This is a genomic window from Streptomyces sp. GS7, from assembly GCF_009834125.1.
GTDB lineage: Bacteria > Actinomycetota > Actinomycetes > Streptomycetales > Streptomycetaceae > Streptomyces.
The window spans coordinates 206,985-224,741 of record NZ_CP047146.1 but is presented as its reverse complement, the minus strand read 5'-3'; the positions used below and the strand labels follow the sequence as shown (position 1 = coordinate 224,741).

Annotated in this window: 18 protein-coding genes; 15 read left to right on the top strand and 3 right to left on the bottom strand. The window is 67.9% G+C overall.

Annotated features, from left to right (window positions below; translation table 11 throughout):
- Nucleotides 1-47 precede the first annotated feature (47 nt).
- Nucleotides 48-707: a helix-turn-helix domain-containing protein gene (locus GR130_RS01010; protein WP_073446489.1), complete on the bottom strand. Its 660-nt coding sequence runs from the start codon at nucleotides 705-707 to the stop codon at nucleotides 48-50.
- A gap of 397 nt (nucleotides 708-1,104) precedes the next feature.
- Here GR130_RS01010 and GR130_RS01005 point away from each other — a divergent pair, with 397 nt between their 5' ends.
- The 4 genes from GR130_RS01005 to GR130_RS00990 all read left to right on the top strand — a co-directional run bounded on the left by GR130_RS01005 (nucleotide 1,105) and on the right by GR130_RS00990 (nucleotide 6,126).
- Nucleotides 1,105-2,559, top strand: coding sequence for a DnaB-like helicase N-terminal domain-containing protein (locus tag GR130_RS01005; protein ID WP_236572647.1), 1,455 nt, complete (start codon nucleotides 1,105-1,107; stop codon nucleotides 2,557-2,559).
- Nucleotides 2,560-2,770: 211 nt separating this feature from the next.
- Nucleotides 2,771-3,511, top strand: a complete 741-nt coding sequence (locus GR130_RS01000) for a DUF2637 domain-containing protein (RefSeq protein ID WP_159502962.1) — start codon at nucleotides 2,771-2,773, stop codon at nucleotides 3,509-3,511.
- A gap of 345 nt (nucleotides 3,512-3,856) precedes the next feature.
- Nucleotides 3,857-4,417 (top strand): MobC family plasmid mobilization relaxosome protein, encoded by a 561-nt coding sequence (locus GR130_RS00995; RefSeq protein ID WP_102926880.1) that lies wholly within the window; start codon nucleotides 3,857-3,859, stop codon nucleotides 4,415-4,417.
- Nucleotides 4,414-6,126: a relaxase/mobilization nuclease domain-containing protein gene (locus tag GR130_RS00990; protein ID WP_159502961.1), complete on the top strand. Its 1,713-nt coding sequence runs from the start codon at nucleotides 4,414-4,416 to the stop codon at nucleotides 6,124-6,126. The genes GR130_RS00995 and GR130_RS00990 overlap by 4 nt, the downstream gene beginning before the upstream one ends.
- A gap of 192 nt (nucleotides 6,127-6,318) precedes the next feature.
- Here GR130_RS00990 and GR130_RS00985 read toward each other — a convergent pair whose 3' ends face one another.
- Both GR130_RS00985 and GR130_RS00980 read right to left on the bottom strand, forming a co-directional pair.
- Nucleotides 6,319-6,732 (bottom strand): NUDIX hydrolase, encoded by a 414-nt coding sequence (locus GR130_RS00985; RefSeq protein ID WP_159502960.1) that lies wholly within the window; start codon nucleotides 6,730-6,732, stop codon nucleotides 6,319-6,321.
- Complete coding sequence (locus GR130_RS00980; protein ID WP_159502959.1) at nucleotides 6,729-7,388, bottom strand: NUDIX hydrolase; 660 nt, start codon at nucleotides 7,386-7,388, stop codon at nucleotides 6,729-6,731. Before GR130_RS00980 ends, GR130_RS00985 begins: the two co-directional genes overlap by 4 nt.
- Nucleotides 7,389-7,790: 402 nt before the next feature.
- Here GR130_RS00980 and GR130_RS00975 point away from each other — a divergent pair, with 402 nt between their 5' ends.
- The 11 genes from GR130_RS00975 to GR130_RS00925 all read left to right on the top strand — a co-directional run bounded on the left by GR130_RS00975 (nucleotide 7,791) and on the right by GR130_RS00925 (nucleotide 17,334).
- Nucleotides 7,791-8,300: a nucleoside-diphosphate kinase gene (locus GR130_RS00975; protein WP_159502958.1), complete on the top strand. Its 510-nt coding sequence runs from the start codon at nucleotides 7,791-7,793 to the stop codon at nucleotides 8,298-8,300.
- 79 nt (nucleotides 8,301-8,379) lie between these two features.
- On the top strand, nucleotides 8,380-8,679 hold the full coding sequence (locus GR130_RS00970; protein ID WP_018088334.1) for a hypothetical protein: 300 nt from the start codon (nucleotides 8,380-8,382) through the stop codon (nucleotides 8,677-8,679).
- A gap of 163 nt (nucleotides 8,680-8,842) precedes the next feature.
- On the top strand, nucleotides 8,843-9,427 hold the full coding sequence (locus GR130_RS00965) for a hypothetical protein (RefSeq protein WP_055583427.1): 585 nt from the start codon (nucleotides 8,843-8,845) through the stop codon (nucleotides 9,425-9,427).
- Nucleotides 9,428-9,539: 112 nt separating this feature from the next.
- Entirely contained in the window at nucleotides 9,540-10,232 is a 693-nt protein-coding gene (locus GR130_RS00960) for a hypothetical protein (RefSeq protein WP_159502957.1), read from the top strand.
- Nucleotides 10,233-10,234: 2 nt separating this feature from the next.
- Nucleotides 10,235-11,626 carry a hypothetical protein gene (locus GR130_RS00955; RefSeq protein ID WP_159509603.1) on the top strand — a complete coding sequence of 464 codons (1,392 nt, stop codon included), beginning with the start codon at nucleotides 10,235-10,237 and terminating at the stop codon, nucleotides 11,624-11,626.
- 57 nt (nucleotides 11,627-11,683) lie between these two features.
- Complete coding sequence (locus GR130_RS00950; RefSeq protein ID WP_159502956.1) at nucleotides 11,684-12,421, top strand: class I SAM-dependent methyltransferase; 738 nt, start codon at nucleotides 11,684-11,686, stop codon at nucleotides 12,419-12,421.
- Between the two features lie 213 nt (nucleotides 12,422-12,634).
- Nucleotides 12,635-13,258 (top strand): ATP-binding protein, encoded by a 624-nt coding sequence (locus tag GR130_RS00945; protein WP_159502955.1) that lies wholly within the window; start codon nucleotides 12,635-12,637, stop codon nucleotides 13,256-13,258.
- A gap of 570 nt (nucleotides 13,259-13,828) precedes the next feature.
- The gene (locus tag GR130_RS00940) at nucleotides 13,829-14,101 is read left to right on the top strand and encodes a hypothetical protein (RefSeq protein ID WP_055583423.1); all 273 of its coding nucleotides are present in this window, start codon (nucleotides 13,829-13,831) and stop codon (nucleotides 14,099-14,101) included.
- Between the two features lie 114 nt (nucleotides 14,102-14,215).
- The gene (locus GR130_RS00935; RefSeq protein WP_016578932.1) at nucleotides 14,216-14,638 is read left to right on the top strand and encodes a YjbQ family protein; all 423 of its coding nucleotides are present in this window, start codon (nucleotides 14,216-14,218) and stop codon (nucleotides 14,636-14,638) included.
- Nucleotides 14,639-14,919: 281 nt separating this feature from the next.
- A complete protein-coding gene (locus tag GR130_RS00930; protein WP_055583422.1) occupies nucleotides 14,920-15,510 on the top strand; it encodes a DUF5994 family protein in 591 nt (196 codons plus the stop codon).
- 582 nt (nucleotides 15,511-16,092) lie between these two features.
- Entirely contained in the window at nucleotides 16,093-17,334 is a 1,242-nt protein-coding gene (locus tag GR130_RS00925) for a PP2C family protein-serine/threonine phosphatase (RefSeq protein WP_159509601.1), read from the top strand.
- The last annotated feature ends 423 nt before the right edge of the window (nucleotides 17,335-17,757 follow it).

Here is a 17,757-nt window from a genome sequence, read left to right as displayed (position 1 = left end):
GCTCGCTCACCTCGCGGGCGCGCTAACACCGTTGCGAGGAAAGCGGGTTAGACCAAGGGGTAGATGTCTCCCTTTTCGTCGACGTGGAAGTCAACGTAGGCCAGATCCTCGGGGAGGGCTGGGGGCACGAGACCCTCTTTACGCATGGCGTTGCGTTGGGCCCGAAGGTCCGTGAGTTGGTGCCGGGCGTAGTCGTCCAGCTTCTCCTGCATCTCGACGTTGATAGCCCGCTGCTCCGGATCACGGACCATGCTGAGGGTGCGACGGGTGCCGTCTGCGAATTCGACCGCCTTCCGCGCCGCGCTGAGCACCTGTGCGTGGAGGCGGAACTCGTAGAGCTTCGCCTCGATGGTGCCCTCCGGCGGCTCCTCACTGAGCGGGACCTCCGCGGTGAACCACGTCACCGCATCCCAGACCGACACTTCCTGGCCGGGGAGCACCTCGATGCTGCCGGCGACACCGACCGGCATCAGCAGCGCGATCGGGGGCACCTTCAGCGCCTTGGCGAGTACGAGCAGATCGGCGATCTCCACGCTCGCGCGCCGACCGTTCTCCAGGTTGGCGATCACGGTACGCGGGATCTCGTAGCCGATCTCGGCGCACGCGTCAGCGAGTGCCTGAGCGCTCATCCCCCGTTCCTTGCGGTAGCGACGCACGGCATCCGCCACTCGCTCAGCCAGCCGTCCTCGCCAGTCCTTCTCCGTCATACCCACCACGTAACCACACCTTCCGCACAGGATCAAGCGCAATATGTGCAGCGAAGGCACATTGATTGTGTTGCAGGAGCCCAATATCGCGCCTTGACTGTGCGCACAGGGTGTGTAGTGTTCCTGTTCCCCTGCGGGGGTTGGTGGTGGCACTGCCTGCGGTGACGCCCCTGAAAACGGGAGCGGCCCCCGGTGTTAGCGCACCGAGGGCCGCGAACGGCTCCCTGAATGACCACCCATCAAGCGATCAACCGGAGTGCGGCCTGCCAGGGCCGTATGCACTCCGGGGAGGGATTCCATGTACAAGCCTACGGGCACAGGACCGAGCGACGCACCCCCGTCTGGGCCTTTCTCCCGCCCCGGCCTGTCGGGGCCGGATGCCGGCACGCCGCTACCGATGCAGCACGACGCCGACGCCGAGATGGCCGTGCTCGGGGCGTGCATGTTCCAGAGCGAGGTCATCGACCGGATCCGCCAGGTCCTGGAGCCGGGAGACTTCTTCCAGCCAGCGCACACCACGATCTGGCACGCATTGCTGCAGCTACGGAAGGAGGGCGCGCCCACCGACGCGATCGCCCTCTCCCACCAGCTGACGTCCACGGGCGATCTCACCCGCGTCGGCGGCCCCCCGTACCTGCACACCGTGGCCTCCGCGGCATCGGTGGGCTCCGGCGCCGAGTACTACGCCGACATCGTGCGCCACCACGCCGACCTGCGGGTCCTACAAGCCACAGCGGTGCGTGTCCTGCAGGGCGCCACCGCACCAGGAGCGGACCCAGCAGAAGTTCGCAGCCTGCTGACAGCCTCGCTGAGCGAGGCAGCCGACCGCGCCCGCCGCAGCTCGGGCGGACGGCTTCAGCGCTACGCCACCGATGGCTGGTCCTTCGTCACCGACACCCCCGCCAGTACGGCCCCCGTCTGGGGCACGCCGGGGAAGACGGCCTGGGCGTCGGGCGAGAGCCTGATGCTGGTCGGCCCGCCGGGAGTCGGGAAGTCCACCATCGCCCAGCAAATCGTCCTCGCCCGCCTCGGCCTGCTCGCCCAAGTCCTGGACATGCCCGTACAGCAGGGCGAGAAGGTCCTCTACATCGCCGCGGACCGGCCCAGCCAGCTCGCCCGCGCCTTCACCCGCGTCGTGGACCCAGCCCACCAGGACATCCTTCGGCAGCGCCTGGTCTTCTGGTCCGGCCCGCTGCCCGCGTCTCTCAACGCCGAGCCGCAGCTGCTCACCGAGCTGGCCGCCGAACACGGCGCGGACACCGTGGTGATCGACAGCCTCAAGGACGTGGTCGGCAAGCTCACCGATGACGAAGCCGGGCTCGCCTACAACAACGCCCGCCAGCAACTGCTGCGCGACGGCATCGAACTGCTCGAACTGCACCACCAGCGCAAGCAAGGCCCCGACGCCTCGCGCAACCAACGCCCCGTGCTGGACCAGGTCTACGGGTCGGCGTGGTTCACCGCCGGAGCGGGAAGCGTCCTCTTCCTCAACGGCGCGGCCGGCGACCCGGTGGTCCAGCTCCACCACCTCAAGACCGTCGACGACGAGATCGGCCCCCTGCCGGTCATCCACGACCACCCCCGTGGCACCTCCCACGTCGACACCAGCCTCGACCCGCTCACCCTGCTGCGCCAGGCAGGCACTCACGGGCTCACCGCCCGCCAACTCGCCACGCAGACAACCGGTGAAGCCAACCCCCGCCCCGCGGACCTCGCCAAAGCGAGGCGCCGCCTGGAAGCCCTCACCAAGAGCGGACACGCCGTCCAGGAGACCGGCGCCGGAGGCGGGGCAGGCGGAGGCCAGGCCACCCGCTGGACCGCCGCCACCCGCCACATCAGCGCCGTCTCCTAACCGGCCCGGCTCCGTACGCACCCCCGTATGCGGTCTCCCCCGCCGAGACCGCCCACGCGCCGCTCACACCGCCTACGGATCGAACAAAACCGCAGGTCAAACGCGTACGCAGCCCCGTACGGCGCTTCCTCGCCCCAGCGCCTACGCGCGACCCCCTCCTTGTAAAGGGGGTCGCGTAAGCGCCCCGCCTCAAGCCCCCCGGAGAACCCCTTTGTCCACCACCGCAGCTCCAGCGCTCAAGCACCCGTCGGCAACACGGGCGACGGCCTGGGACCGCGCCGCGATCGTCGCCCTCGGCGGCGCCGGCTGCGCCCTGTCCTACGACGCCCTCCAGCAGATGGCCATCGCCATACACATCCGCGGATTCCTCACCTACCTGTTCCCCCTCGTGATCGACGGCTTCATCGCCTACGGCGTCCGCGCCCTCCTCGTCCTGCGCACCGCCCCGTTCCGGGCCCGCCTCTACGTGTGGACGCTCTTCGGTACCGCCACCGCCGCGAGCATCTGGGCCAACGCCCTCCATGCCATCCGCCTCAACCAGCAGGGCGCCACGGGCGAACTGCACTTGGGAGACGCCACCGTCGGTGTCCTGTCCACCATCGCCCCGCTCGCCCTCGCCGGAGCCGTCCATCTCCACATCCTCGTCACCCGCGAAGCCTCCGACGATGGCACGCCGGAACCGGTCGCCGCGGTTCAGGAGGCCGGGGTTCAGAGCGCGGGGGTTCAGGAGGCCAAGCACCGAGGCGGCCGTCCGGCCGACGCCACCCTGGACAAGCTCGTGGAGGTCGGGCGCATCGCCGCCGCCGAGCAGGGACGACTCTCCCGCGCGGTCGTCCTGAAAGCCGTGCGGGACAAGGGCCTCAAGGTCGGCGGCGAACGACTGACCGAGGTCATGAACATCCTGCGGACCGAACTCGAAGCCGCCGCTGACACCGGTTCGGACAGCGGCTGACCACCTGCCCCACCGGGTGACCGGAACCCTTCCGGTCACCCGGTGAGCCGGTCACCGCCCCACTCGGGGTCCGCTTATCCACACCTGTGGACAGGGCGCTGACCACCCGCACTCCGCCGGGCCTTCCCCGCCGACCCGCCTGCCCTGCCCGCCCCTTCCGGAGAACCACCCGTGACACACGACCAGCACCATGTAGACAACACCCCCGACAAGCCGCTGCCCCTGACGAAGTCCCCTACGCTGATGGACCGTCTGCGGCGTGCGTTCGGAAGGACGGCCCCTGGCGGAGCCAGTAGTACCCCGAGTCCGACTCAAGGCCGGTCTTCGGGGATCTCCGCCCCGGGGGTGGCGGAGACGGCCCAGCGCCAGGGGGCGCAGGACCAGGAGGTCGGGGCCGAGGGTGGCCCCGACCTGGACACGCTCCACGCCGTCCAGAGCGAGATCCTTCGCCCCTCCCGCGCTGCCGAGACCGCCGCCGGCGAGCCCGCCGTGAAGAGTGCCCAGCCCACGATCCGCCGCTTCACCGGCACCAAACGCACCGTTCGTGTCGGCCCCATGCTCTTCACCGATGACGAGGAAACCCGTCTCCAGGAGACGGCCATCGAGCACGGCTATAAGGGCAAGTCCGGCTTCGCCGCCGACGTCGTCCTCGCCTTCATCACCGGTCGGTTCACCGCGAACCTTCCCCTGTCTGAGGACCGCCGCCGCACGCACATCTTCCGCGCCCAGGTCCTACGTCAGCTCAACCGCATCGGCGTCAACGTCAACCAGATCGCCCGCGCCCTCAACAGCGATCTCACCCCGCCCGACCTGCGTCAGCGCCTCGACGAACTCCACGACCTACTTGAGTTGATCGCCGAGGCTCTGCGTCAGCCCGCCGACGTGACGGAGGACCTCGCCGCATGATCGCCGCCATCAAGGCGCCCGGCGCCAACACCCGTGGTCTGCTGGCCTACCTCTACGGCCGGGGCACCCACGACGAACACTTCGACCCGCACATCGTCGCCGGCTTCGCCACGCTTGGCATGCCCGACCCCGGCCGTGACGAGAACGCCACCTTGACCGAACTCGCCCGCCACCTCGACGAGCCCGTCCGTCTGCGCAACAGCGAGTTCGGCAAGAAGATCACCGATCACGTCTGGCACTGCCCTGTCCGCGCCGCACCCGAGGACCGCTACCTCTCCGACGCCGAATGGGGCGAGATCGCCCAGCGCATCGTCGAGGCTGCCGGTATCGCTCCGGCCGGCGACGATCTGGCCTGCCGCTGGATCGCCGTTCGCCACGCGGACGACCACATCCACATCCTGGCTACCACCGTCCGCGAAGACGGCCGACGCCCCAAACTCCACGACAGCGGCATCCGCGTCGGCGACGCATGCCGCGAGATCGAGAAGGACTATGGACTGCGGCAGTTGAAGAAGGGCGACCGGACCGGCACCCGTCGGCCTACCCAGGCCGAGATGCACAAGGCCGAACGGCTCGGCTGGGAGCAGACGAGTCCGGAGTGGCTCCAGGGTCGCATTCGTGCCGCCATTCCCCATGTGACCAATGCAGAGGAATTCATCGCCTACCTCGAAGCCGACGGCATCGAGGTGCAGGTCCGGCGCGGCCCGTCAGGAGACCTACTGGGATATGCCGTTGGCCGCCCCGGCGACCTCAACGAGCAGGGTGAGCAGATCTTCCACCCCGGCGGAAAGATCTCCCCCGACCTCTCCCTGCCCAAGATCCAGGGCCGCCTTGAATCCAGCCGGCCGGAAGAGCACCCCACCGCCCGCCGCAACCAGCCGGACACCCCCTGGCACCAAGCCACCGGCGCCCTCGACACCCTCCACACCGATCTCACAGACGACGTACGAGCCCAGGCACACATCACCGCCCTCGGCGAACTGATCGAGGCCACCGCGCAGAAAGCCCCCGCCGACCTGCGCACCGAACTCCGGGCTGCCTCGAAGGCTTTCGCTCGCGCCCAGCGCTCCCAGATCCGGGCGGAGGACCGAGCCGCCCATGCCCTGCGGTCCGCGGCACGCGATATCGCCAACACAGCTACCGGCCCCGACGGCAGCGCCCTCGCCGCCCTGGTCTCAGCGCTCGTCTGGGCGGCGATCGTCGCCGGACGCTGGCATGAGGCCAAGGGCCACGCGCACCAGTCCGATGCCACCCGCCAAGCCCTCCAGCACCTCCAGGCCGCTGCCGACCAAGCTCTCGTCCCCGTGCTCGCTGAACTTGAACCCCGCCCGCCCAGGGAGCAGGCCCAGCGCGTGCTCGCCAGCGACATACGGGCGGCCGTCCCCGACCACGCCGATCGCATCCTCTCCGACCCCGCCTGGCCGGCTCTGGCCACCGTCCTCGCCGACGCCGAAGCCCGCGGCCACAAACCGCACCAACTGCTCAAGGAGGCCGCCGCCCAACGTGAACTGACCAGCGCCCGCCAACCCGCTCGGGTCCTGATCACCCGCATCCAGCACACCAGCCGCAACCCCGCCCCCAACCGCCGCGCCGAAGCCGCCCGCAGCCGTTCAACCATGGCGACAGACATCACTTCCCGGCAGGTCCAGGCCCCGCAGCCCGTAGCGGCCACGCCAGCCCCCACCAGCCAGCAGCACCAACGTCGCTGACACCGTGCACGACGAGCCTCCGATCCCGCACATGGCCGGATCGGAGGCTCGGGACTCCAGCTGTCGGCAGAGGTGATGTGGTTCAGGATCGGCACGGCTGATGTCCTCCCCCACTCGTCGCGAAGGAGGACATCCGGCTTTTCTTCGCCGCCCTTCAGGCCGTACCCAGGAGACAGCGTGAGGGCCGGCCGACTAGCTGGCGAGCGTGGCGTCCAGGTACTCCTGCACCGGCCCGAACAAGCCGTACGGGACGTACTCGGGGATCTGGACGTGAGCCACCCAGGCAAACTCGGCCAGTTCCTCAGTGTCCGCGACATACGCGGTTCCGCTGAGCACTTCGCAGGCGGTGTAGGACATCAGCCTGCCCGTTGCCGGGTGGACGCGCTCGCCCAGCAGCTTGACGGCGGAGACGTTGAGTCCGGTCTCCTCCTTGGTCTCCCGCACGGCGGCATCCTCGCGGGTTTCGCCGGGCTCGACTTCGCCAGCAGGGAACTGCCAGGAGAGCTTCCCCTCACTGATCCGGCGCCGGACCATCAGAACGCGTCCCTCGTGAACGATGATGGCCGCTGCAATGCCGGGTCGCTCATCGGCTGTCTGCTGCGTCACGTCTCCTCCTCCAGGACGGCAAGCACGGGTGGAAAGATCGTATCGACGGGGATGAAACGGGTCACCGCGTTTCTGGGAACCCACATCACATCGATGTTCTCGACAGCATCGGAGTTGGTGGCCTGGCCCGCGAGGTACTCGCACAGGAAGTATTCGCACTGGACGCCAGTCACCGGGTGAAGGCGGTTTCCGAGATGCTGCCGGATCGCGCAGTGCACACCGGTCTCGTCCAGCGTTTCCCGCACGGTCGCCGTCTCGGCCCTGGCGCCTGGTTTGATCACGCCCGCCGGAAACTGCCAGCTGAGGCCCGTTGCGTCATCGTCTCGTCGGCAGACGAGCAGCACCTCGCTGTCACGTATCACCACGGCGATCGCAACGCGCAGGGCCTGCGCACCTGCTGGGCCCGGTGCGGACGAGCCGCGTTCAGCGGAGACCAGGAGCGCGAACCGCTGTCGTGCCGTTGGCGGGGCCTTCTCGTGGACGGTGTCGAGGAGCTGTTGCATCTCCTTGCGCGGCACTACGGCCGGGTCGGAGTGCCAGGCCGCCACGGTCCGTACCGCGATGCCGAGCCGGGCCGCGAACTGTTCATTGGTGAGGCGCAGGGCGGACTGCAGCAGGCAGGCGTGGCGGCCATTCCAGAGTTCGATCACGTCCACGTCTACCCCTTCCTTCGCCACCGTCCTCAGTGCAGGAATCTGCGCACTGAAGGTGCACTCCGGCTGCACTGGCGGTTCATGGCCGTCCCGTAGGTGACTCGGAAGAATGATGGTCGCCAGGGCGGAGTCAGCCGTAGGAATCGCCCTGAGCGGCCAATCTGACCGCGCCCGACAGCGCCGGTCCACCAAGGGGAGAGTCTAGGTGAACGGACCCAACGAGCAGTAAGACCAACGCACTTGGCTGAAACGAATCCCTGTTTTCGGCCCTATCGTGCCGCCTTCCGGTGTCCGCCATCTGAGGGAAGGCCCGAGAGTCCGGTCGAGCAAATGGGCGCCGGTAACCTCAGCTACCTGGCGGCTGATCCGCCGTCAATCTCTGTGCATACAAGCGAAAGGGACCCCATGGCTGAGGATCAGGAACACCCCGTTGAGCGCACGCTCGTCCTGCTCAAGCCCGATGCGCTGGTGCGTGGTCTGGCGGGAAGGATCATCACCCGTTTCGAGGAAGCCGCGCTGAAGATCGTCGGCACCAAGATGAAGTGGATGGACGAGGAGTTCACCCGGCGCCACTACTTCGATCTTGAGGAGCGGCTGGGGTCGGAGGTCTACCGCGTCACGTCGACGTTCATGCAGCAGGGGCCGGTCATCGCGCTGGTGCTGGAAGGGTTCGACGCCATCGCCACGGTGCGGAAGATTGTCGGCAGCACGTACCCGAACCAGGCGCCGGCGGGGACGGTGCGAGGCGACTTCTCGCACTACAGCGCCGCGGGCAGCATCGCCTCGGGCAAGGCCGTGGCGAACCTCGTGCACGCCTCCGGCAACAAGGAGGAAGCGCAGCAGGAGCTTGAGCTGTGGTTCGACAAGGACGAGCTGCACGACTACAAGACCCTCGCGGAGATCTACACCTACTAGCGGCGGGTTACGGCGTCACCGCGGGGACGCCGATGCGTTGAGCACCATCAGTGCACGACCGAACTTCAGAGGGGAATCCATGACCATCCAGACCCGCCTGGCCTCCGCCGAGGAGCTGGAGTCCGTCTTCCAGCGCGAACTGACGACGGACCGGTGGGCGGCCACCGAGACCGCGTACGCCCTGGCAGTACGCCACCGCGACCTGGGGGACCGGCCCAAGTCCCGTGAGTGGGTGCAGCAGTGCCTGCGACTCCTGGAGGGCTTCCCCAGCGACACCGAGGAGCAGGTGGCCACCAGCCGCACCTCGGTGGGCGGTGTCCAGCTCCCCACCTACCTGCACGAAGGCGTAGTCCGGGAACGCTTCGGCGACCTGGACTGACTAGTGATCCATCCGGCGGGGTGGTGAGCCGGGCCGAGTGACGGCCGCACCGCCCCGCCCCTGCCCCACAACCGAAGAAGCAGCAGCCGTCCGAACCGGCACCCACCCCCTTGGCGCCGGTCCGGCTGGCTCCGTCATGCCTGATTCAGGAGGCGATACGCCCATGCCCATCGAGATCGAGATGCGTGCCCGCTTCGGCAAGGAGACTCGTGACCAGCTCGTCGACCGTCTGCGGAGGGACGGCAAGGACCTGGGCCCCGACGACAAGCACATCTACTTCTACGTACTGCCGGACCAGTTGCTGAAGGTCACCGACAACACGGCTGCCGGCACCGCCAAGATCACCCTCAAGGGAAGCAAGATCGGCCAGGGCGCCTCATTCGCGGAGACGGAGTTCGCCATCGCCCCGGCCGACGTGGGCGCCGCGGTGAAGCTGTTCAACGCTCTCGGGTTCGAGGAAGAGATGCACGAGGCGTCCAATCTTCGGCACAACTTCCGCTTCGACGGTGTCGAGATCGCGGTCAAGTGGAGCGAGGCATGGGGATACCACGCCGAATTCGAGGTCCTGCTGGACGACGACGCCCCCGACGCCGCTCGTGCCGTGGCAGCCGCCAAGATCACGGATGTCGCCAATGAGCTGGGCGTCACCCTGATGACCGAGCAGGAGCTGGCCGAGTTCACCGCCGCCTTCGAAGCCGCTGAGAAGGAACGCAAGGAGCGCGAGCGGCAAGCCGCGCCCATCCGGTAGGAGCACGTCACCGCGGAGACCACCGAGGGGGTGGGCACTGATGGGCACGACCCCAACGACCGCAAGCCTGATCGACCTTGCTGCCCGAGGGCAGCTACCACTCCACCAGTACATGGACCGGGCCACCATCGACTGGATCACCACCAATCGGCCTGACCTCCAGCCCTCACCGCAACCGGCCCTTCGGCCGATCGCGCAGCACCTCCTGCGGCGGACCGGGCTACCACGCGACTGGATGGCCGAGCCCCGGCTGTACGACTCGATCCACGGCGTTCGGCACGCCATGCGCACCGCAGCACTGGCCGCCATCCTCGCCGAGGCGAACGGCTTGGACGATTCCGACACCACCACCGCCATCGTTGCCGCCGCCGTCCACGACTACCAGCGCCATCACGACAAGGACGACCGTGGCCACGGGGAACGCGCGGCGATATGGCTCGCCGCCAATGCGGACACCGTCTGGGGCCGCTTCGACCTCACGGCCACACCGCGCCGCGTCACAAGGGCCGCCACCGCCATACGACTGCACGACGTGCCCTACGGCGCATTCAGCCCTGACGACCAGGCCGACTACCTGCGAACCCAGATCATCTGCGACGTGGTGAAGGCCGCCGATGCCCTGGACAGATACCGCCTGCCGAAGACCAGGTGCTGGCCGAACGCCCAGCACGTCAAAGAGCCCGCCTTCGACACGTTCCGCAGCCTCGCTTTCGACCTCGTGAGCATCTCCGAGAAGGCCCACCTTGCCGGTGCCCACAGCCCGGCGGCCGTCCTGTACGCGCTTGCGGAGAAGGAGCTGGCGTGACCATGGACTTCCTCGACGCCTACCACCTCTGGGCCGACGCCCACGCCTTCTACGACACCACCCTCATCCCCAGCCCTGCCGACACAAACGACCCGCTGGCCCGACAGTCGGCAACCTGGGACGAGCGGCTCGCCGCCACACCAAACGGGCGCCTGCTGCGCCAGAACTCCCTCTTCGAGGCCCTCAACGGCAACAGCAGACTGCACCTTCTCCACGTCACCCACGCCCTTGAACAGATCAACGAGCAAGGAGTGCTCTACCCGTCCGGCGGCTGCCTCGTCGGCAGCATCTACTGCGCCCCGCTCACGGCTACGGACCGGGGCCTGCGGATGCACAACCTGGCCGCGTACGTCCTGACCAAGGAGGCGCCGGCCTTCCTGGCCAAGCTCGGCGTCACCGACCGCGTACCCACCCCACTGATCTTCGAGATCAACACCCCACCGCAGGCGTACCAAGGGCTGGCGGGAGTGGACTACCTGCGCCTCGGCCTCATCCACCTGCGGATCTACTGCCACCTCGAATACCTGCTGAGCAAAAGCGAGCGCCACCGCTTACGCGAGACCGTCGTGGCCCGGGTGAAGAACTCTGCTGCGTTCCTCGCCACCGCAGCAGCCGTGGCCTACCGAGGCACACACATCGCCGCCAGGCCCTTCCTCGGCCTACTCGACGAGACCATCCCCCGCTTACCGATCCTCGGCTACCTGTACTTCGAGGCGCTGGCGGAGTACCTGATGCTCCACTCGACCTCGCAGCACACTCGACGCCTGGCCGACATCGGAGAGCTGAACAACTGGCTGTACAAGGAGATGCTCTTCGCCTCCTACCCGAACATGGCCGGCAAGTTCGACCTCGCGAAGTTCCGCCCCAGGCCCGGCCAGCTGGCCGACCTCATCCACCAGGTCGACCCGACCATCGAGATCAACCACGCGGCCGACTACCTGGTCGAACGAATCAGCCACCTCATCGCAGCCCGGCTCTTCGCCCCTGGGGAGGCCCCGGAAGCCTGGCATCACAAACGCTGGGAATTCGACGCCCTCTCCACCCAGCTCGGCCCCCTGCTGGGCCACCTCATCCACCGGGAACTGCGCACATTCGGTCGCTACCCCGACTTCTACTTCTACTTCGACCAGTACAAGGCCCTGCAAGCCTGGAACTACTGGAACCACATGGACATCGTCGCCCCGTTCAACGGCACGATGCCCAAGGGCGAGATCGGGATCAACCCCGCCTACCCCAACCTCGACTACCGCATCTGGCGCGCCGAACAGGACGACGCCGGCCACCTCCACCCGGCCGAGCAGCTCTCCTTGACCATCGCCCCGCGGCTGGTGGACATCAAGTACACCCTCATGCGCAACAACCAGTGGACCGCCCCGGCGCCCAGCGCCGCGTAACCACTGCAGCCTTCACCAGCAGCTGCTCTGCTACCTCTTCTTCCCAGGAGCCCCGCCATGAGTTACTTCGGCTTGCCCTCCGTCGACCTCCTCGGCGAGCAGATCGACGCCCTACTGAGCGACCCCTCCACCACCCACGGCCTGGCCCGAGCACTCCGCCACACAGCCAAGGAGATCGAACTCCACCGCTACCACCACGCCAGCCAGCGGGCTTGGCCCGACGGCCGCATCAACCGGAAGCCCTCCAAGGTCCAGATCGGCGGCGGAACCCACCGCATCGAGGGCTTCTTCAACATCGACGCCGTCCCGCCGGCGGACCTGCTCTGGGATGTCCGCGAAGGCATCCCCCTGAACGACGACACCGTCGAGCTGATCTTCTCCGAGCACTTCCTGGAGCACATCGACTACCCCCGCTCCGCCAAGAACTACGTCCGCGAGGCCCACCACGCACTCACACCGGGCGGCAAGATCATCACCGGCGTCCCCGACGCCGCCTTCGCCCTCAGCCAGTACCCCGGGCCACTGAACCCCGCCGACGAGATGCTCGAACGCTGGTACGCCAAGCGCAACTGCCGCAACGACATCAACACCCGGCTCGACCTCGTCAACCTCGTCTTCCGCGACCAGGACGACGATCCCAAGTACACCCCGCACCTCTGGGCCTACGACTACGAGAAGCTCGTCCAGCTCTTCACCGAGGCCGGCTTCACCACCGTGGAGCCGTGGACCTTCGACCCCACGATCGCCAACCCGAAGCGCCGTTGGGGAAGCGTGTACGTCATCGCCACGAAGTAGCGACGACGTAGCCCACAGACCACCCGGATAGCGACCTCCCCGGCCGCACTCCCCCCTGAGGGCTGTCATACCGACAACGGTCGGCATGCGGCGCCCACCCACGCACAGCCGTCCCTGCTGAGGGAGGCATCCCCGTGAATCACGTCGGCCTGCCGCTCAGCGATCTCCCCTCGCCTCAAGCCCCGGTCTGAAGTCCGTCGAAGGGTCTCCGGCATGCGCCTTCACAGCCAAAGTTTCCTTCTGGTCCGCGATCCGACCTCGGTGCCGATCAGCCGTCGCCGTCTCCAGGGTCTGGTGAAAGAGTGGGGGCTCCGCCTCGACGAGTCCTCCGATACCGCACTGACCGTCATCACCTCGGAACTGGTCACCAACGCGGTGCGGCACGGCACCAGCACGGTGCTCACCATCACGGTGTCCGCCAACCTCAGCCGACGGCGAATCCTCGTCGAGGTCTACGATGGTTCGCTCGTCCTCCCTGTTCCGCACTGGGCGGATTCGGAGGACGAGTCCGGGCGCGGTATGGCACTCATCGACCGCCTGTCCCTCTGCCACGGGGCCGAGCACACCACCTGCGGCAAATGCGTCTGGGCCGAGATCGCCATGCCCCCACAGCGAGTCATCCGTCAACGGCTCATTCTCCGCCCCCGACGGGCCGCCAGAGCTATCGCCCGCCGTTTGGGCCCAGCCCGCAAGCCCCTGACGACCGTACGCGCAGGAAGCCGTGCTGGTCACGGGCGCCATTCGTCGGCTGTTACGCGCATATCCTCAGCCCTGCGGCCTGATCGCGAGCACCCGGCGCAGATCCGTGACACCCGGGAGGCCCTCCGTGGCAGCTGAAGCTGGGGGCCTCTGGGCGGTGGGTAGATGGACTGGGCGTCGCGCCCGCGACGCGGATAGCACCCTATGGCCAAGGGCACGGGACGCGACGCAATCGTGCGTAACCACCTGGCACGATCTCGCAGGCCCCCGGCGGAAGAGCACCACATGGCGATCATGGTTGCTTCCTGACTATGACAAGCAGCTGCCACACCGGCGATGGGCGACGAGAGTCGTATCCCCCTCCGTGGCGTGCACAGGGCGCGTTGGACCTATGTCCTCCCACAGCCCCTTCGCGGGCTGTGGGATCCATCCCCACCCTGCGTCTCGATGGCTCTGCTCCGGATGGTGGTTGCACGCGTCCGGAAGGTGAGCCACCCCGTGTGGAGAGATCAGAACCGAGCCCAACACGACGGCCGCGCCATGGCTGGTGACCAGCGAGTCAGCCGCGCGTGACCGTCCGCATGCGGACGAGGTCCGAGGAAGCCGGGCCTCAGATACGCGGCTGTGACAGAGCCGGCCCCTCGACCGGGCATCCGGCACTTCTCCGCCGCGATGAGCGCGACACCGTTCTCCCCGGAGGTAGCAGCCATGGCATCACTGACCGAGCGGAAGGCGTACCGCGAGAAGATCATGCAGGCTCTGTACGAGGCCACTGAAGGCAACCGCCTCCTGGGTGTCACCGGAGCCAAGCTGGCCCAAGATCTCGCGATCCCGGCAGAGGATCTGGCTGCCGCCTGCACGTATCTGGTGGGCGAGGACCTGATCACGGTCGACTGGACCGCGGGCAATACGCCGGCCATGGTCACGCTGACGCACCAAGGCATCCGGTGTATGGAGGCCGAAGAAGAAGAGCGCAGTTGACGCCCTGCTCAGGCGGCGTCCGAACCGGGAGCACGTGCCCCTATCGGCGGAGGCCCGGAGGAACAACCCATCCAGCCGTTAGTGCTTTTCCTCCGCGAGGGGAACCGGTGAAGCATGGCTGGCACCTTCACCACACGCACCCTCGACATTGCAACCGGCGCCACGGAGACCATGCACGACCTGACGAACGCATGCTCCGCGTTCCTCCGGGAGGTCGCTCACGGGCGAAACGGACTGCTGAACGTCTTCACCCCCGACGCGACGTCCGGCCTGGCCATCATCGAGACCGGCGCGGGCAGTGACGATGACCTGCTGGCGGCGCTTCGCGACATTCTTCCCGCGGACGGCCGTTGGCGGGACCGCCACGGCGGTCCCGGCCACGGCAGCGGCCACGTACTCCCGGCTCTGGTCCCGCCACACGCCACGTTGCCCGTAGTCGACGGTGAGCTGGAGCTGGGGACCTCGCAGTCCGTCGTACTGGTGAACACCGACCGGGACAGCCCCGAACGCCAAGTCCGGCTGTCCTTCCTCGGATGACGGCCCACGCCGTCCCGCGGCTGACAGCCCCCTTTTGGCAGCCGATGTCACACGCCGGCTGCCCGCACGGGAGGCTCTGCCCCTTCGCGGTTCTCGGGCCGACTGCTCCAAGGTCTTCTCTGTCGTGCACCCACGTCGCTCCGCATCGGTCCAGCGGGCCTTACCGGGAGTAAGCTGAAATTACCGAGGGCACTCCGCACACCAGCTCCCATGCTCGTGTCGTTTTCGGCGATTCACGACACCGGGCTGGTCACGGTTGGCCCGGGGCAGGGTCCAACGTCATGACCACGACCATTGCGTATACGCCGGCGGTCGAAGACCGGACCGCTTCGCTGCCCCTGCGACTCGTGCTGGCGCCGGCCGGCAGTGCTCCGGCTCTGCTCGACGGTGCGTGGTGGCCCCGCTCCCGTGACCTCGCGGCGGAACTGCCCGCACTGACGGCCGTCCTCGACCCACTGTGGGGGCGAATCACCCATGCCACGGTGAACCCCACGTTCTGGCCGGTCATCCCACGGAAGGTGCCCGTCGACGGGCATGTGGTGGGTGTCGGCTGGTTCAAGGCCGAGCAAGATCCCCACAAGTTGCTGCTGTTCTCCTACACCGTCGGCCGTTGGGACCTCCTGGTGATCCCTCCGGAGACCAGCCCCGCCACGGCCGCCCGGCTCATGGCCGAGGCCGCCGATCCGCGGTGCACCCTCACCGCGAGCGCCCTGATGGACGAAGCGGAGCAACGCCGGATCGCGGAGGAGATGGAACTGTCCCTGGTCTCGGTCTGGGACTCCGAAGGCGGCCATGGCGCAAGCCTGCCGACCTCACGTTCGCCCGCCCAAGCAGCCATTGCCCAGGTACCAGATGCCACGAAAGGTGCCTGAGCATCGTGTCAGTCATCGGGAGCGCGACGTCGGTCCCGCAGCCTGCTCCGGAGGAAAGCTCCAGGCCAACCAGCCTGGGGCTTATCTCTTATCCGGACCTTTCCACCGCACGCCACGCCATTGAGCCGGCGGCCCTGAAGGAGAGACTGACACGCCGCCACTGGCTCAATGAGCCCTCTGGCCCGGTTGGCCGGGTCACTCTGTGCGAGTCGATCACGGTGGTTTCCGGAGCCCGCGTGCACAGTCGCATGAGGGGGTCTGCCAGTCCTTGCGCGGCCGGCGGCCGCCGAGCAAGGCGTGAACTTGTGCTCCGGCCCCTCACCGAGCGGGAGGAGCCGAAGGGCCGCAACGGACTCGAACACTCCGACCGTGGAGTGCGGCAGGGCCTCGTTGCCTCCCGCCCGCACTCAGTCATTCACGGACCGGCTCACCTTCCCCTCCCCCTCATCCAGACCCGCGCGCAGTGCTACCGGAGCCAAGCCACCGAAGTCGAACGCCAGGCCGCTCGGTGACCGACCCGTTGGAGACGGCCGGCATGGCGGGTGACGTCGCAACGAGGCTGCTTGGTGAAAGGGCATGGGTATGGCGGCAGGTGAGCGGGAGGCGGACACGGGCGCCGTGGACCGGTCGGAAGGGTTCGGCGAGCGACTGCTGGGGGTGCTGCTGGACCGGGCGCACGAGATGCCGCCGCAGTTGATCGCCCCGCTGGTCGCGGAAGAGGTGGCGAGGGTCGGCGGCCGTCACGTCTCGATCCTCCTCCAGGACTATGCGCAGTTGCTGCTGGTGCCGCTGCCAGGTAGGCGGCTGACCGTCGGCCGGCCCGAGCTGATCGATGACTCGCACGCGGGCACGGCCTTCCTGTGCGGGGCCCCTGTCGAGGTATCGCAGGACGACGGCGTTCGGATGTATCTGCCGTTGCTGGACGGCAGCGACCAGGTGGGTGTGCTGGCTCTCACCATGGACACCGTCGATGACGATGACCGGCGCTTGCTGCGCAGACTCACCGGCCTCGTCGCCGACATGCTGGTCACCAAGCACAGCTACACCGACCAGTTCTTCCTCGCCCGGCGCCGCGAACCGATGAGCGTGGCCGCGGAGATCCAGTGGTCCCTGCTGCCGCCGCTGGCGATGTCCGTCCCGCAGGTCGCGGTGGCGGGAATCCTGGAGCCCGCCTACAACGTGGCAGGCGACAGCTTCGACTACGCCCTCAACGAGGACATCCTGCATGTGGCCATGGTCGATGCGATGGGCCACGGCCTGGATGCCGCCACCATGGCGACCGTCGCCATCGGCGCCTACCGGCACGCCAGACGCGCCGAAGTCGGTCTGTCCGAGATCTACGCGTTCATGGACCGGGCCATCGCCGAGCAATTCGGACCCGACCACTTCGTCACCGCGCAGATGATGCGCCTCAACATCACAACGGGCCATCTGCAGTGGGTCAACGCGGGCCACCCCGCACCGCTGCTGATCCGCAACCGCCAGGTCGTCCGGCAACTGGAGAGCCCGACCACCTTGCCGGTCGGCTTCGGTGGTGAAGAGCCCCAGATCAGCGAGCAGATGCTCCAACGCGGCGACCGGGTGCTGTGCTTCACCGACGGCCTGATCGAGGAGCACGAAGCCGGCGAAGAGCAGTTCGGCGAGGAACAACTCATCCACTGGGTCAACCGCATCGAGCACTCAGGGAAGGGGCCGCGGGCGGTGGTGCGCTCGCTCTCCCACACCCTGAAACAGGAGCGGGGCGGGAGCACCAGCGACGACGCAACCCTCTTCCTGATCGAGTGGCGCGGGGGCGCCGCCGACCACCTCGCCGTCCTGGAGTGAGCCGACAGCCGCACCACCATGCGATGGCTGTACCGGGCCAGCTCTCCCGCCGCGGCGTCTTTGCTGGCCAGACAGGATGCCCCAAAAGCCCACCTGATTCCCAAGCTCAGAGCGCGGGTTCGATTCCCGTCACCCGCTCCATAGTTGAGGCCCAGGTCAGCGACCTGGGCCTTGTTTATTGTCTGGACCTCTCGAAGGCCGCGTGCCCTCCTCGTTCCCCAACTCACGGAAATGGGCCGGCTGGAGGGGATCGGACCACCTGCGGCACATGCGTCTGGGCGGAGATCGCCATGCCCCCGCAGCGAGCCACCGGCCAGCACATCATCCTCCACCCCCGATGGGCCGCCCGAGCTGTCGCACACCGTTCAGGTCACCGGCACGTCCTGGTCGGCAGGCCGCAAAGCACCGACACAGCCACGGGGA

Bases quoted from the DNA above. Each gene is read 5' to 3' on its own strand.
- GR130_RS01010 (WP_073446489.1), bottom strand. From the start codon at position 707: ATGACGGAGAAGGACTGGCGAGGACGGCTGGCTGAGCGAGTGGCGGAT.
- GR130_RS01005 (WP_236572647.1), top strand. From the start codon at position 1,105: ATGCAGCACGACGCCGACGCCGAGATGGCCGTGCTCGGGGCGTGCATG.
- GR130_RS00990 (WP_159502961.1), top strand. From the start codon at position 4,414: ATGATCGCCGCCATCAAGGCGCCCGGCGCCAACACCCGTGGTCTGCTG.
- GR130_RS00975 (WP_159502958.1), top strand. From the start codon at position 7,791: ATGGCTGAGGATCAGGAACACCCCGTTGAGCGCACGCTCGTCCTGCTC.
- GR130_RS00970 (WP_018088334.1), top strand. From the start codon at position 8,380: ATGACCATCCAGACCCGCCTGGCCTCCGCCGAGGAGCTGGAGTCCGTC.
- GR130_RS00965 (WP_055583427.1), top strand. From the start codon at position 8,843: ATGCCCATCGAGATCGAGATGCGTGCCCGCTTCGGCAAGGAGACTCGT.
- GR130_RS00960 (WP_159502957.1), top strand. From the start codon at position 9,540: ATGGACCGGGCCACCATCGACTGGATCACCACCAATCGGCCTGACCTC.
- GR130_RS00955 (WP_159509603.1), top strand. From the start codon at position 10,235: ATGGACTTCCTCGACGCCTACCACCTCTGGGCCGACGCCCACGCCTTC.
- GR130_RS00950 (WP_159502956.1), top strand. From the start codon at position 11,684: ATGAGTTACTTCGGCTTGCCCTCCGTCGACCTCCTCGGCGAGCAGATC.
- GR130_RS00945 (WP_159502955.1), top strand. From the start codon at position 12,635: ATGCGCCTTCACAGCCAAAGTTTCCTTCTGGTCCGCGATCCGACCTCG.
- GR130_RS00940 (WP_055583423.1), top strand. From the start codon at position 13,829: ATGGCATCACTGACCGAGCGGAAGGCGTACCGCGAGAAGATCATGCAG.
- GR130_RS00935 (WP_016578932.1), top strand. From the start codon at position 14,216: ATGGCTGGCACCTTCACCACACGCACCCTCGACATTGCAACCGGCGCC.
- GR130_RS00930 (WP_055583422.1), top strand. From the start codon at position 14,920: ATGACCACGACCATTGCGTATACGCCGGCGGTCGAAGACCGGACCGCT.
- GR130_RS00925 (WP_159509601.1), top strand. From the start codon at position 16,093: ATGGCGGCAGGTGAGCGGGAGGCGGACACGGGCGCCGTGGACCGGTCG.